16 protein-coding genes and 1 tRNA gene are annotated in these 13,434 nt (G+C 63.7%); 4 read left to right on the forward strand and 13 right to left on the reverse strand.

Going from position 1 to position 13,434, the window contains the following annotated elements:
* Window positions 1-44: 44 nt before the first annotated feature.
* Window positions 45-1,247, reverse strand: coding sequence for a CaiB/BaiF CoA transferase family protein (locus CFB82_RS12270; RefSeq protein ID WP_089484266.1), 1,203 nt, complete (start codon window positions 1,245-1,247; stop codon window positions 45-47).
* Complete coding sequence (locus CFB82_RS12275; protein WP_089484267.1) at window positions 1,244-2,995, reverse strand: acyl-CoA dehydrogenase family protein; 1,752 nt, start codon at window positions 2,993-2,995, stop codon at window positions 1,244-1,246. The genes CFB82_RS12270 and CFB82_RS12275 overlap by 4 nt, the downstream gene beginning before the upstream one ends.
* A 173-nt stretch (window positions 2,996-3,168) precedes the next feature.
* On the opposite strand from CFB82_RS12275, the gene CFB82_RS12280 reads away from it, so the two are divergent.
* The 3 genes from CFB82_RS12280 (at window position 3,169) to CFB82_RS12290 (ending at window position 5,661) form a co-directional block, all read left to right on the forward strand.
* Window positions 3,169-4,071 (forward strand): LysR family transcriptional regulator, encoded by a 903-nt coding sequence (locus tag CFB82_RS12280; RefSeq protein ID WP_089484268.1) that lies wholly within the window; start codon window positions 3,169-3,171, stop codon window positions 4,069-4,071.
* Between the two features lie 97 nt (window positions 4,072-4,168).
* A tRNA-Val gene (locus CFB82_RS12285) sits at window positions 4,169-4,243 on the forward strand.
* 173 nt (window positions 4,244-4,416) lie between these two features.
* Complete coding sequence (locus tag CFB82_RS12290) at window positions 4,417-5,661, forward strand: tyrosine-type recombinase/integrase (RefSeq protein ID WP_089484269.1); 1,245 nt, start codon at window positions 4,417-4,419, stop codon at window positions 5,659-5,661.
* Between the two features lie 67 nt (window positions 5,662-5,728).
* Here CFB82_RS12290 and CFB82_RS12295 read toward each other — a convergent pair whose 3' ends face one another.
* A complete protein-coding gene (locus CFB82_RS12295) occupies window positions 5,729-6,166 on the reverse strand; it encodes a hypothetical protein (RefSeq protein WP_089484270.1) in 438 nt (145 codons plus the stop codon).
* A 511-nt stretch (window positions 6,167-6,677) separates the two neighbouring features.
* Here CFB82_RS12295 and CFB82_RS12300 point away from each other — a divergent pair.
* Window positions 6,678-6,911 (forward strand): hypothetical protein, encoded by a 234-nt coding sequence (locus CFB82_RS12300; RefSeq protein ID WP_089484271.1) that lies wholly within the window; start codon window positions 6,678-6,680, stop codon window positions 6,909-6,911.
* 148 nt (window positions 6,912-7,059) lie between these two features.
* Here CFB82_RS12300 and CFB82_RS12305 read toward each other — a convergent pair whose 3' ends face one another.
* From CFB82_RS12305 to CFB82_RS12345, 10 genes are all read right to left on the reverse strand, one after another.
* Entirely contained in the window at window positions 7,060-7,761 is a 702-nt protein-coding gene (locus CFB82_RS12305; RefSeq protein ID WP_089484272.1) for a hypothetical protein, read from the reverse strand.
* Between the two features lie 22 nt (window positions 7,762-7,783).
* A complete protein-coding gene (locus CFB82_RS42100; RefSeq protein ID WP_143750900.1) occupies window positions 7,784-7,969 on the reverse strand; it encodes a hypothetical protein in 186 nt (61 codons plus the stop codon).
* Between the two features lie 57 nt (window positions 7,970-8,026).
* Window positions 8,027-8,458 carry a single-stranded DNA-binding protein gene (locus CFB82_RS12310; RefSeq protein ID WP_256990351.1) on the reverse strand — a complete coding sequence of 144 codons (432 nt, stop codon included), beginning with the start codon at window positions 8,456-8,458 and terminating at the stop codon, window positions 8,027-8,029.
* Window positions 8,455-9,753, reverse strand: a complete 1,299-nt coding sequence (locus CFB82_RS12315; RefSeq protein ID WP_089484273.1) for an AAA family ATPase — start codon at window positions 9,751-9,753, stop codon at window positions 8,455-8,457. The genes CFB82_RS12310 and CFB82_RS12315 overlap by 4 nt, the downstream gene beginning before the upstream one ends.
* Complete coding sequence (locus tag CFB82_RS12320) at window positions 9,743-10,546, reverse strand: DUF7146 domain-containing protein (protein ID WP_089484274.1); 804 nt, start codon at window positions 10,544-10,546, stop codon at window positions 9,743-9,745. Before CFB82_RS12320 ends, CFB82_RS12315 begins: the two co-directional genes overlap by 11 nt.
* Window positions 10,543-10,869, reverse strand: coding sequence for a hypothetical protein (locus CFB82_RS12325; protein WP_089484275.1), 327 nt, complete (start codon window positions 10,867-10,869; stop codon window positions 10,543-10,545). The genes CFB82_RS12320 and CFB82_RS12325 overlap by 4 nt, the downstream gene beginning before the upstream one ends.
* Before the next feature lie 4 nt (window positions 10,870-10,873).
* Window positions 10,874-11,077 (reverse strand): helix-turn-helix transcriptional regulator, encoded by a 204-nt coding sequence (locus CFB82_RS12330; RefSeq protein ID WP_089484276.1) that lies wholly within the window; start codon window positions 11,075-11,077, stop codon window positions 10,874-10,876.
* Window positions 11,078-11,204: 127 nt separating this feature from the next.
* Window positions 11,205-12,047: a hypothetical protein gene (locus CFB82_RS12335; RefSeq protein WP_143750901.1), complete on the reverse strand. Its 843-nt coding sequence runs from the start codon at window positions 12,045-12,047 to the stop codon at window positions 11,205-11,207.
* Window positions 12,031-12,333 (reverse strand): hypothetical protein, encoded by a 303-nt coding sequence (locus CFB82_RS12340; protein WP_089484278.1) that lies wholly within the window; start codon window positions 12,331-12,333, stop codon window positions 12,031-12,033. The genes CFB82_RS12335 and CFB82_RS12340 overlap by 17 nt, the downstream gene beginning before the upstream one ends.
* Window positions 12,334-12,754: 421 nt before the next feature.
* Window positions 12,755-13,434: aminotransferase class III-fold pyridoxal phosphate-dependent enzyme (locus CFB82_RS12345; protein ID WP_143750902.1), on the reverse strand; the 680-nt coding region annotated here is incomplete at its 5' end.

Below are 13,434 nucleotides of genomic sequence, written 5' to 3' on the forward strand. Positions count from 1 at the left end.
CGCTTCGTCGGCCGGCCATGCTCACCGGCGCGCGCATTGGTCGGTCACGTCTGGTTGGGTGCGATCTTCAGCACGCCGGCGTCGAGCAGTTGCTGCTGGAGCGCGGGATCGACGCCGAGGCGCTCGAGCACCGCGCGCGTGTCGCCGCCGAGTGCGGGCGGCGGCGAACGATAGGTGGCCGGCGTGCGCGACAGCTTCACCGGCGACGCCGTGCCGCGATACGCACCGATCTCGACGAACAGGTTCCGGTGCAGCGCATGCGGATCGTGCGCGACGTCGGCGACCGTTCGCACCGGCCCGCACGGCACGCCGGCCGCCATCAGGTCGCGCGCGAGCGGCTCGCAGGCGTGCGCGGCGAGCCGTGCTTCCAGTTCGGCCTTCAGCTCGGGCCGGTGCGCGCAGCGGCTGCGGTTGTCGACGAAGCGCGGATCGCTCGCGAGCGCCGGCACGCCGAGATGCGCGACGAGCCGCGCGAACTGCCGGTCGTTGCCGACCGCGAGGAAAATCGGCACGGTCGCCGTGCGGTAGCTGTCGTACGGCGCGATGTTCGGGTGCGCGTTGCCGCTGCGCGCCGGCACGCGCCCCGAGCCGAAGAAGTTCGGCAGGTGCGGATGCAGCAGCGACACGCCGCAGTCGTACAGCGCGATGTCGATCGATTGCCCCTGCCCGCTCTTCTCTCGCTCCGCGAGCGCCAGCAGGATGCCGGCCAGCGCGTTGAGGCCCGTGACCATGTCGACGATCGGCAGACCGATGCGGGTTGCGTCGCCGTCGCGCTCGCCGTTGACGCTCATCAGCCCCGCCATCGCCTGGATCACCGCGTCGTAGCCGGGCAGCCCGCCGAGCGGGCCGCCTTCGCCGAAGCCCGTCACCGCGCAGTGGATCAGGCGCGGGAAGCGCGGCTGCAGGTCGCGCGCGTAGTCCATCCCCCAGCGCGCGAGCGTGCCGGGCTTGAAGTTCTCGACGAGCACGTCGGCGTCTTCGAGCAGGCGCCACAGGATCGCGCGCCCCTCGTCGCGCGACAGGTCGAGCGCGAGCCCTTCCTTGTTGCGGTTCACGCCCATGAAATACCACGCGGTATCGCCGAGGAACGGCGGCCCCCAGCCGCGCGTCTCGTCGCCGTCCGGCGGCTCGATCTTGACCACCGTCGCCCCGTGGTCGGCGAGCGCCTGCGTGCAGTACGGGCCGCCGAGCACCCGGCTCAGGTCGACGACCTTCAGGCCGTCCAGCGCGCCACGTGTCGTGCTCATCGTTCGACCTCCGGCAGCAGGTCGAGCGCGGTATCGAGCGGGATCGGCGCGCCGCGCAGCAGCGCGGCGCATGCGGCCGATTCGTCGTCGCGCGATGCCGGCGCGAGCGGATCGACCGGCAGCAGCTTGTGGCGCACGACCAGGTGCGCGAGCGCAAGCCGCCGGAAATCTGGCGCAAGCCGCGCGCCCTCGCACGCCATCAGCACCGCCGCGCTTGCGTAGTACAGCGCCGACGCGGCCTGCCGCACGCGTGCATCGTCGCCGTCGGCCGCGACCCGCGCGAGCGCGTCGCAGGCGCGCGCGAGAATGCGCCGCAGCGCCGCACGGCTCGCATCGGGCAGCGGCGCCGCGCCGAGGCGGTCGCCGAGGAACGCACGCAGCGCATCGAGCGCGTGCTCGCGCTGCGCGGCCCGCGCGACATCGAGCGCGACGATGTTGCTCGTGCCCTCCCAGATCGAGCCGAGATGCGCATCGCGCACGACGCGCGCGTCGCTCCACTCCTCGATATAGCCGGTGCCGCCGCGCACTTCCATCGCATCGCCCGTCACGCGCCGCGCATCACGGCACGCGCGGAACTTGATCAGCGGCGTCAGTATCCGCACGCAGCGCGCGGCCTGCTCGTCGCCTGCATCGGCCTGCGGCAGCAGCAGCGCGATCTGCATGAACATCGCGCGCGCGGCCTCGGCCGGCAGCAGCATCTTCAGCAACTGGCGCTGCATCAGCGGCATCTCGATCAGCTTGCGGCCGAAGGCCTCGCGATGCGCAGCGACGTGCAGCGCCTCGTTCAACGCGCGCCGCATCAGCCCCGCCGCACGCACGCCGTTCGACAGCCGCGACATGTTGATCATGTCGGCCATCTGGTGGAAGCCGCGGCCGATCTCGCCGATCAGGTACGCCTGTGCGCCTTCGAGCACGATCTCGCCGCTCGCCATCGAACGGCTGCCGAGCTTGTCCTTCAGGCGCACGATCCGGTAGCGGTTGCGCGTGCCGTCCGGCAGCGTCTTCGGCAGCAGGAACAGCGCGAGGCCCTTGATGCCGTCCGGCGCGCCGTCGGGCCGCGCGAGCACCATCGCGAGATCGGCATCCGCGTTCGAGCAGAACCACTTGTCGCCGGTCAGGCGCCAGAGGGTCTCGCCGTGCGCGTCCGTCTCGCGCGTCGCCCGCGTCGCGATCCGGCCGACGTCGGAACCCGCCGCCTGCTCGGTCATGAACATCGCGCCCTGGTACAGCGTGTCGAAGTCGCGTGACGCAAGCATCGGCAGGTAACGCGCGACGAGCGCCGGATCGCCGAAACGGCGCAGCGTGCGCGTCAGCGAATCGGTCATGCTGACCGGGCAGCACAGCCCGAATTCCGCCTGCACGAACAGGAACGTCAGCGCGTACTTGACGAGCGGCGGGACCGATTCGGACCCGTGGCTCAGCGACGCGAGCCCGAGCTCGGCATACGCGACGCGCTCGAGCGCGACATACGCGGGATCCTTGTCGACCCGCTGCACGGCCTCGCCGCGCCGGTTGCGGTGCTCGAGCATGGGCGGGTGCTTGTCCGCGCGCGACGCCCATTCGTCGAGCTCGCCCGACACGCGTGCGCCGAGCGTGCGCAGTTGCGGCTCGAGCGCGGCATAGCGGGCATCGCCGAGATGCAGCTTCAGCAACGCGCCGAGATCGGGATCGACGGTGAAGAAATTGATGCCCCGGCTGTCGGGGATGTTGGATGCGCCGGGTTCCGGCGTGCGAGCGGTGTCGTTCATGCGTGCGTCTCCTGGGTTGCCTGCACGTCGGCTGACTGCGGCGCCGCGGCGCCTGGCCAGTCCCGTGCAAAGCCTTCCGCAGAGCGTAGGCGCGCGATCGATAAGCGTCCAATACAGGATTTATCCGGTACGATAGATATCGCTTATCGATGCCGACGCCGCGAGGAGACACCATGGAACTGAGGCAGTTGCGCTACTTCGTGGCGGTCGCCGAGGAACTGCATTTCGGGCGCGCGGCGAAACGCCTGTTCATCTCGCAGCCGGCGCTTAGCTTCGACATCCGCAAGTTCGAGGACGCGCTCGGCGTGCAGCTGTTCTCGCGCACCAACAAGACCGTCGCGCTGACCAACGCGGGCGAGGTGCTGCTCGGCGAAGCGCGCCGGCTGCTGCTGCAGGCAGCCGAGGCCGAACGCCTGACGGTGCGCTCCGCGTCGGGGCTCGCGGGCCGGCTGCGGATCGGCTTCGTCCATTCGATGCTGTATCGCGGGCTGCCGGATGCCGTGCGACGCTTCGAGGCCGACTACCCCGGCGTCGAAGTCGTGCTGAGCGAAATGAACACGCAGGCGCAGGTGCAGGCGATCCAGCGCGGCCAGATCGATCTCGGCTACGCGCACTGGGGCCATTTCCCGCCCGAGGTCGAATCGACGCCCGTCTATGCGGAACCGTTCGTGTGCTGCCTGCCGGCCGCGCATCCGCTCGCGCAGCGCAAGCAGGTCGCGCTCGCCGCCCTGGCCGCGGAACCGTTCATCCTGTTCCCGCGCGAAGCGGCGCCGCACTATCACGACCTGATCATCGCGCAGTGCCTGAATGCCGGCTTCAGCCCGTTGATCCGCCACGAGGCACGGCTGTGGCAGACGATCCTGTCGATGATCGAGTTCGGGATGGGTATCGCGCTCGTGCCGCGCGTGCTGCAGCGGGTGAAGAGCGAGCGACTCGCGTTCCGGCCGCTGAAGGACGCGTCGCTCGAATCGCGCACGCTCGCGCTGAAACGGAGCGGCACTACCGAGCCGGTTGCGCTGCGCTTCGCAGATTACGTGCGCGCGTCGATCGCCGCCCTGCCCGCGCTCGCGGGCTGAGCGCACGGCGGCCGGCAGGTATGTGCGGGGATCTGAAAAATATTTGCAGAAAGTGCTTTACAGACCCTCAAAGCCCTGACATAATTTCAGCTTCTTTGGGCGGTTAGCTCAGCGGTAGAGCACTGCCTTCACACGGCAGGGGTCACTGGTTCGATCCCAGTACCGCCCACCAAAGAATATTCCGGGGTGTTCTCGGAACATCCCGAAACCCGCTAAGCTGAAAGGCTTAGCGGGTTTTTTCATTCCCGGGAATTCCGGAAAACGCCAACGGCAGCCGGGGGTATGTGGGGGTATTTTTAGGGGTACGCGCCGCGAAATGCTGCGCCTCCGTTCGGAGATACCCCCATGCCGCTCACCGACATCGCAATAAGAAACGCCAAGGCCGGCGACAAGCCGCAGAAGCTGTTTGACGGTGGCGGTCTGTTCCTACTCGTCACGCCGGCGGGCCAGCGCTACTGGCGGTTCAAGTATCGAATCGCCGGTAAGGAAAAATTGCTCGCGCTCGGCGTCTATCCGGACGTATCGCTACAAGCAGCACGCAAGAAGCGCGATGACGCCCGCGAAAAGCTGGCGACCGGTATCGATCCCGGCGAAGCGAAGAAGGCGGACAAGCGCGCCGCCCGTCTCGCGGACGCGACGAGTTTCGAAGCCGTCGCGCGCGAGTGGTTCAACAAGCATTCGCCCGGATGGGCAAAAAGCCATTCGAGCAAGATCATCGCCCGCTTCGAGAATGATGTGTTCCCTTGGCTCGGGAAGCGCCCTATCTCCGAAATTCAGCCGGCCGAGGTGTTCGACGTTATCCGCAGGATCGAAGCACGCGGAACGCTCGACACGGCCCACCGGGCGAAACAGAACTGCGGCCAAGTATTCCGATATGCCGTCGCAACCGGTCGCACAACGCGCGACGTAACGGCCGACCTTCGTGGCGCACTTCCGCCGATCCAACAAAAGCATTTCGCGGCCATCACTGACCCCGGCAAGGTCGGCGAGTTACTGCGTGCGTTCGACGCCTTCGGCGGTACGTTTCCGGTTCACTGCGCGCTCAAGCTCGCGCCGATGCTGTTCCGTCGCCCGGGCGAGTTGCGTGCCGCTGAATGGTCGGAAATCGACTTAGATAACGCGACGTGGGAGATTGATGGCACACGCATGAAACGCAACAAGGCGGCCAAGATGGACGGCGGAGCGCATATCGTGCCCCTACCCGATCAGGCCGTCGCCATCCTTCACGACTTGCACGCGTTGACCGGCGGCGGTCGTTACGTCTTCCCCGGAGCACGCGACCGGAATCGGCCAATGAGCGAGGCAACGATTAACGCCGCGCTGCGCCGGCTCGGCTACGATACACGCACCGAAATCACCGGCCACGGCTTCCGAGCGATGGCACGTACCATCATGGTCGAAGTGCTCGGCGTCGCTGTCGAGGTGATCGAATCACAACTGTCTCATACCGTGAAAGACCCGCTCGGACGTGCGTACAACCGAACGACCTTCCTTCCTCAGCGTCGCGAAATGATGCAGAAATGGGCGGACTACCTCGACCGACTCAAGGCAGGTGCGGAAGTTATCCCGATGAGTGCATCGGCACGGTAAGCGGTCGGTTTCCACTACTCACTTACGTCCAAGCGAAGGTGCCGTCGATTCGGTCGAACTCTCGTCGCTATGCATCCGCATAGGTAAGCGGCGGCACACCGATCAAACGGAACGGAGGCAGCTCAACGCCCTTACCCGTGTTCGGTTGAACATCGTCCCGCATCGTACGCAGCAAGTCGTTCAACAGCCGGTCGTGCGTCGCTCGACTTCGGTCTGCGTTGCGATAAGTTGTTTCGTCTTGGTACGCGTATAAAGCCGCGAGAACTTCGCCCGATGCGACGAGCGCCAACGCGTTTAGCGCATCGGCATACCGCTCATGGGCAGCCGCCGGGATACTTCTACCCTCGATTACGCCGGAAAGTGCCGCGACGTACTCTCGATAGTGTTCCAACTTCGTTTTGCGCCAGTCCGCGTCATACTCTCGTTTCCGGGTCAAATACGACGTTAGGATGACCCCTACAATCGCCAAACAACCCGTAACGACGCCGGTCAGCAAGGCGTTCATCGCGACTCCCCTTATGCGCCCCCGCGCGCCTGTCCGAAAGTTTAAGCGACAAACTGCGCGTTCCAGCGTATCCGCCCGGCCGGCTCACTCGGCGAATACAAATTTAGCACGCCCGTGCTTAATTTCGCGGCGGTAAAAATTCGACTTGCGCCACGATCATCGGCGCGGTCGCGCTAGAGATTCGCGCCCCCTACCACCCTCATGCGGGATCTCTGCGGACCCGGAAAGCCCTCCGGCCCGGCCCGCCAGTCGGCCAAGGCTCCTCCGCCGGTACGCCCACCGACAGCCAAAGCGCCTACAATCGGCCAGTATCGCGGCGCGCTCGGTCGTCGTTCGACGTCAACGTATACGTTGTTGACAATAGGCATGCATCTCTTTGATAACGGCCATCGCGCAGACGTATGAGGTACCAACAGGGCGAACGGTGGTCGGTGCCAAGCCAGAGCCCCGGGAGAAGAGCGGCGTTTCAGAATGGCATCGGCAAGGTGAAATTTAGGAACCCGAGAAAATCATGAGCCACCCTCTGTACAAGCTACTCGAAAAATTAGATGAAAAGAGACTGTACTACTCCCTCTCGCGTCATCGTAGCGACACGATACTGGTGTCGGTGACCTTCGTCGGAATGCGTGTTGAGATCGACGTTTTTGATGACGGGCGAATGGACGTTAGCTGCTTTCGCGGCGATGAAAGTGTCGAGGGGTTTGAAGACCTAGCCTACACGCTGATTGCAGAATGCGGCGACTAATGCCACTCAGGGTGAATGGGCAGCCTTCATTTCACCGCAAGTTGCGAAGAACGTTATTGAGAGAATTTCGCTTCGGTCAATAGCTTGTTGAACGGCAAGCGGCATGCGGGAACGGCTCACACCGCCGATGCACGCCGCCTGCCCGCAGCTAGTTCCCATAGCCTGCGACTTCGGCCAACAGGTCGCCGTGCGGTCGCGAACGACGGGTTTCCCATTTCTGACGTGACACGAAGTCGAACAGCGGTTCCAGCGCAGCATCTACGAGCATCCGCGCACGCGATACCAGTTCCTCGCTTGAAATCGAGCCGTCATGAACAAGCGCGCGAACGTCGCGTTGTGCCTCTGCGATTTTCGCGCGAGCCGCCTTGATTTGGGGCATGTTCGTCGTAACGTTGCCGACGCGAGCACCCAGCCAGTTTTTCTCCGTGAATACGTCGGTCCGAACTGCGGCACGCAACAAGTCATCGGCATCCGATAGGTCGTCGAGCGCCTCGCCGACTTCGGACGGCGCGGTGCGTTCGAGTTCGGTCAGGATGCGTTCGCGCTCGCCGCTATCGGTCATCGTCCAAACCGCGAGGCGACCGCGCGTTTCGAGCATCGATTTTTCGGCTTCGTGATATGCGGCTTTCGCTGCGACGAAGACAACAACGGCACGTTCGGCGTCGTTGGTCAACGCGGACCGTTCGCGTTTCCGGTCCGGCAACGACTTGAGTTCGCGCGCCAGTTCCGCTCGGCGCTCGTCAACCTTGGCACGCTGTTTCGCTTCAAGTTCGCCGGTGAGACCGGCATCGTTTGCGAGCGCTTCAAGGGCTTCGATGCGTTCGGGCAAGGGACGCTTCAGCGGATTCATAGCGATTCTCCAAAAAGGCGCGTTAGCGCGGGATCAACACGATGTAACCTTCGGGACGAATTTCGACGCGGTACTTCACAGGGCCGGGCCTTACGACTCGATACAGCGGTTGGCCGCTCGGACCGGGCCAAATAAAAATGCTGTATTCGCCGCGTATCTCGTCAAAATGCAACCGTTCCAAAAGCCGTTTTGGTTCGGAAATTTTCATGACTTCGTACTCCTATTTGAAAAAGTAATACGCCTGTTCGATTCGGTTTCCCCCCGCCTACAAATCGTCCGCCATGCCCGACGTGTCGCCGCCGTAGAGCGCCGCCGCCTGTCGGGCATCATCCATAGCAGGGCGTCCGCTCCCGCGTTCGTCGCCGTCGTTCGCACCTTGCACAGCGGCGCCCTTACGCTTGACGTGATAGGCGCTCAGAACCGCGTGCGCGACCATGTCGAGCGCCGGTTTAGCGTCGCCGTTTCGGTCGGTCCAAACCTTCGGGATCAGCGTACCAGCCAGCGCGATGGCATCACCGTCATCGAGCGCCAACAGCCCGGCCTTCGCGCCGTCCGAAAACGCAATCACGTTCACGAACAGCGCGTCACCGTCGCTAACAGCAGCGCGAACCTTCGCCGTCACGAACAGCCTGCCGGTCGCACCCGTGCGTTCGGTCGCTTTACCGAACATCTTGCCTGCAATGAGCCCGTCGATCATTGTTGTTCTCCGGTTTGCGAGGTGTTGCTCAACGACTTGTCCACTTCGGATACGTTGGACACGTGGACAACTTGGCCAACGCCCTGTTGTCCATCTTGACCAACTTGGCCAAAGTTGTTCATGTTGTCCATGTTGGCCACGTTGTTGTGTGTGGAGGGGACGTTGTCGGGATTAACCTTCTTTGGCAGGCTCCAGTACCATTTTCCGCCCACGCCGGGACGCTTTTTCACCTGAAGCCTTTCAGATGCTCGGCGCACGGTACGCAGGGAGATACCCGCGAGCTTCGCTTCGGCTTCTACCGCCTTGGTCGGAACCACATCTTCGCGCAGCACCGCGCGCAGGAATTCGACGGCCTGCGAAAGCGCGCTTTCGTCTTCTCCGACTTGCTCATTCGGATCGGTGAGCAGTTCGCGCGCCGTACCCGCCACCGGTTCGCCCCACGCGATTGACGAGGCGGAAATCCCGGGCAGCGGTTCGGACTGTTGAAGGTGATATTCGTATCCGCCACCCTCCGGTCCGATGTTCGACTTCGCACGGGCAAAAATGCGCCGGTCGTCGTCCTCGTCAGACTTCACCTTGGCGGCCACCATTACCACGCGGGGCACGCCGGAGAACGCAATCGAGCCGTTGAGCCGTTGCGCCGGCTCGGCACCTTGACCGCCCTTGCTGAAATGCGTGATGCCGATAAGTGCGGCCCGCGTGCTGGCGGCAAGGTCAACCAGCGGTTGCAGCGCGCGGCGCGTTTCCGTGTTTTTGTGCGAGTCTCCCGTCACGGCGGACACGATTGGGTCAACGATAATCAGGCGAATGTTGCCGATGCGCTCGGCCGCTTCCTGCAACGCCAGCATGTCGCGCGCCGGGTCGAACGAATGCACTTCGCCGTTCACGCGCGCGCCGGTCACAAAGTAAATCCGGTTCCGTTCGCCGCCCGATGCCAGCAGGCGGGGCAGCAGCGTGTCGGCGGGGTCGTCCTCGCCCGACCAAATGAGCACGTTTCCATGTTGGCACCGTGAGCCGTCCGGCCAGCATCCGCCGCATGTCACAGTCGCGGCCAGTCCGAGCGCAATCGTGGTTTTACCCTGTCCCGGTGGACCCGCGAGAATGTGCACTTTGCCGCCAGCGAGCCACTCGTGCCACAGCCAGCTAATCGGTTCGGGCTTCAGGTCGGAACCGTTGACGAGAATCACGCCATCCCGCACCGGCTCGGTTTTCGTGGCGTGCTTACCGTTCGCAATGGCCAATTGAACGGCCTCTGCGCCGCCGCTCACGGCAAGGTCGTTCAGGTCATGCCCCATAGCTCACCTCTACGACTTCGCGGCCCGCGTCGGACCAGCGTTGCGCGCACGCAGCGGCGGCGGTCTTGCCCGCCGGATCATCGTCCACAGCGATGATCAGCGATTCAATTTCGGCCAGCACCGGGAGCGCCTGCAGGTTGCCCGCATCGATGCATGCCCAAACCGGCGCATAGCCGTGCGCGAGCGACAGCGCCGTTTCGATGCCTTCCGCGATGCCGAGCCCGCACGTTACGGCCTCGTCGGGCCACAAGCGAATGACGCCGCCTGCCTTGCGATGCCCGCCGAGCAGCAGGCGCGGCGGGTCAACTTCAGCCTTGCGGCCATCGGTCCGAATCCAAGTCTTGTGCAAAGTCATCGGTTCGCGCGTTACCGCGTGCGTCACGAGCCCGACGAGTGCCGGGCCGGCATAGTCGGCCGGATGCTTCAGCGAGGGATGCCAGCGCAAATCGCCGTCGGGCGGCGGGATGCGGCAGTGGCGAGCGTTGAGATAGGCCAGCGCATCGCAGGAAATGACGCGACAAGCGTTCCAAAGGTCGTGCCCATAATCAGACAGGACGTGATACTTCACGGGCGGCGTAACAACCGGCATGCGCCCACTGCCATACATCCCGCCGCCCACGCCGCGCTCGGGTCGGTACGTGTCCGTGAAGTCGCAACGGAAGCAGTGCGCGACGCCCGCGCCATTTGCGGTGATGGTCAACCCGAGCGTTTTATCACGTTCGCCGCGCCCACATACGGGGCAACATACGCGGTATTTACCCGTCCCGTAATGGCACCACGCAATCGCGCTCATACAGCCTCCCGCGATTTCAGCCAACGGGCAACCTTGCGTCGGTCGGATGTAGTGAGGTGATAGATGCCGCGACGCACTTCGAATCCATCGCGGTCGATGCACGGGACGCGTACGCAAGGCAAGGTGAGGCCCATTGCGCGCAGGTGTGCGATGAGGTCGGGCGAATTGCTACAGCCAACGAAACCGTCCAATTCTTCGCGCGGCATCGGACGGTTTTGGAGAACGGCCAGCGCGCGCAAGTGACGCGGGTTCGCCGTTCCGTTAAAGTTGCGGTGTTGGTTCGCGCTCGTCGGCTTCGGTTGGCGGGCGTTTTTCTTTTCCATCGCCTCACCCCTCGACGCGATAGCCGGCCGGATCAGCGATCCACGCATCAACATCAACGCGCCGCCATGCGACCGAACGAGTGCCGATACGGACGTTTCGCGGGAACGTGCCGGCTCGCATCTTCGCGTAAATCGAGGAACGGGGCAGGCCAGTTTCAATCTCGACCTGCTTGCGGCGGACGAGTGCCTGTTTGATGATCTCGGCCATTTGAGGCTCCGTAAGTACGTTCCGGGCCATTCCCGGTACACGGAACCAAGGCTAGAGACGAACAAACGGAAAGAACCCAATATTGGGGTTCAGCGTTCCCAATATTGGGGTTTGGGACGCAGGCGCGTCAGGGATTGGGGTTGCGCCGTTCGATGTGTTCGGCTGCGTCCTTGAGGCGGTCGCGCAAAGTCTGCTCGCTCACGCTTATGCCTTTAGCGGCCAAGTCCGACAAGATTTCCCCGATACCGTCGAGTCGATCAGCGTGAATATCGATCCCGTGCCCGGTCATGGCGAGACCGCCGATGAGCTTGAGCGCCATCGTACGACTCTTGCCCTGCAGTAGATCGACCTCAAGCTCGTGAATCTTCGCGTTCGCTGCGTCAAGCGACGCCGTCAGGTTCGACACGACGCCGTTCAGCGCGTAAATCTGCTCGCGAAGCTGCGTGCGGTCGTCAGTAATGGCCGACGCTTGAGTCAGTTGGCGTTTCAAGCTTGCGCATTCCGCTTCGGCAACGCGCAATCGCTCCAACAACTCCGCGTCAGTGGTCGGTTTCGGATCCGGCTCGGGAATCGGCCAGACGTGCCCGCGACTAGCGCACCATGCGCGGATATCGGCATGCGACAGCATCTGTTCGCCTCGATCAGCGCCCCAACTTCCGGCGGCGATTTCCTGATTTTCGATGGCATCGATCAAGGCATCTTGCCACTTGCCGATTTCTGCACCTTCGTCGTCGCTGAGAAATCCCGATGCATCAAGATCAATCCCGGCGAGAATCGCCGCTGCCCAGCGAAGAGAAACCTGATACCGACCGATAAACGGCTTGGACCAAGCAGCGACGGACGTTTCGACCTGTTCGACATCGTGCCCGGCTCCTTCAGCCTGTTCAAGAACGATTCCACGGTCGGCAAGAAACTCGTAGATTGCGTCTACTTTGAAACCCAAACGGTCGTAATCAGAACGGTATGTCATCTGGGTCGAGCTCCCAATCCGGTGCAAATGTCCCGTGGGTAATCACGTATTGCAGTGCGCGTTGGGCATCTGCGACACGATTTCCACTGATTTGAAGCAAGCCCCGCCCCGGTGCAAGTTCATACCATTCAGGTAGCTCGATTGCGTGCGCGTTGTACAACTCTTCCGAAAGCCACGTGGCGGCATCCTTGAGGCTTACTGCTTGCGCTGCACACAACCCCTCAAGGATCTTGCGGAGGCTCACAAAGCTCGCTTCCCGTTCGGCCAAATCTTCTTTGATGCCCATTGCGCTCCCACACGCAAGACCCTTGGGTTAGAAACCGCCCGGGCCCGGCAAGGGGACCGGTTTTGGCGGAACAGCCGGGCACGACCGCTCGCCCAGCCGCAGGGCGACAATAGCCGGCACAGTCCATCGTGCACGTCCGTACAGTACCAAGGAAGGCTGGCCCTGCTCAAGACTTGTAGTAGGAATTGCGACAATGACGAACGCACCCCAGGGCGCACGGGGGACGCAGCGCGTGACATCCGGGGGTACTTTTGGGGGTATGTCTCAGCCTACCAACTACCTCCCGCTTGCCGAGAAAGGAACACATCGATCAATTTAAGGGAAGTACCGCCAAAGAATTCAAGGCCCTGCGTCTCACGACGCAGGGCCTTTTCGTTTTGGTGGCGAGTGTGTTCCGCGGCGCTTGCCGCGGAACACCGGCTTACTCCACGCGCCCCACCCGCTCCGCCGTCGCATCGAACGCGCGCTTCGCCTTGTCGACGATCTCGTCGACCTCCGCCTCGCGAATCACGAGCGGCGGCGACAGCAGCATGCGGTCGCCGGTCGCACGCATGATCAGGTTGCCGTTGAAGCAGAAGTCACGGCAGATCGTGCCGATATCGACATTCGCAGCGAACCGCTCGCGCCGCTCCCGGTCGCGCGCAAGCTGAACGCCCGCAACCAGCCCCGCTCCCGCAATCTCCCCGACGATCGGATGGTCGCCCAGCGCATCGCGCAGCCGGCGCTGGAAATACGGCCCGATGTCGTTCTTCACGCGCTCGACGATCCCTTCGTCGCGCAGCAGCTTCAGGTTCGCGACCGCGACGGCCGCCGCGACCGGGTGCCCCGAGTACGTGAGGCCGTGGTTGAATTCGCCGTTGTCGATGATCGGTCGCGCCACGCGTTCATGAATGCCGATCGCCCCCATCGGCACGTAGCCCGACGTGAGGCCCTTCGCCATCGTGATGAGATCGGGTTCGAAACCGAAGTGTTGGTGTGCGAACCATTCGCCGGTGCGGCCGAAGCCGCCGATCACTTCGTCGGCCACCAGCAGGATGTCGTACTTGCGGCAGATCCGCTGGATTTCCGGCCAGTACGTCGACGGCGGGAAGATCACGCCGC

Source organism: Burkholderia sp. HI2714 (assembly GCF_002223085.1).
GTDB classification, from domain to species: domain Bacteria; phylum Pseudomonadota; class Gammaproteobacteria; order Burkholderiales; family Burkholderiaceae; genus Burkholderia; species Burkholderia lata_D.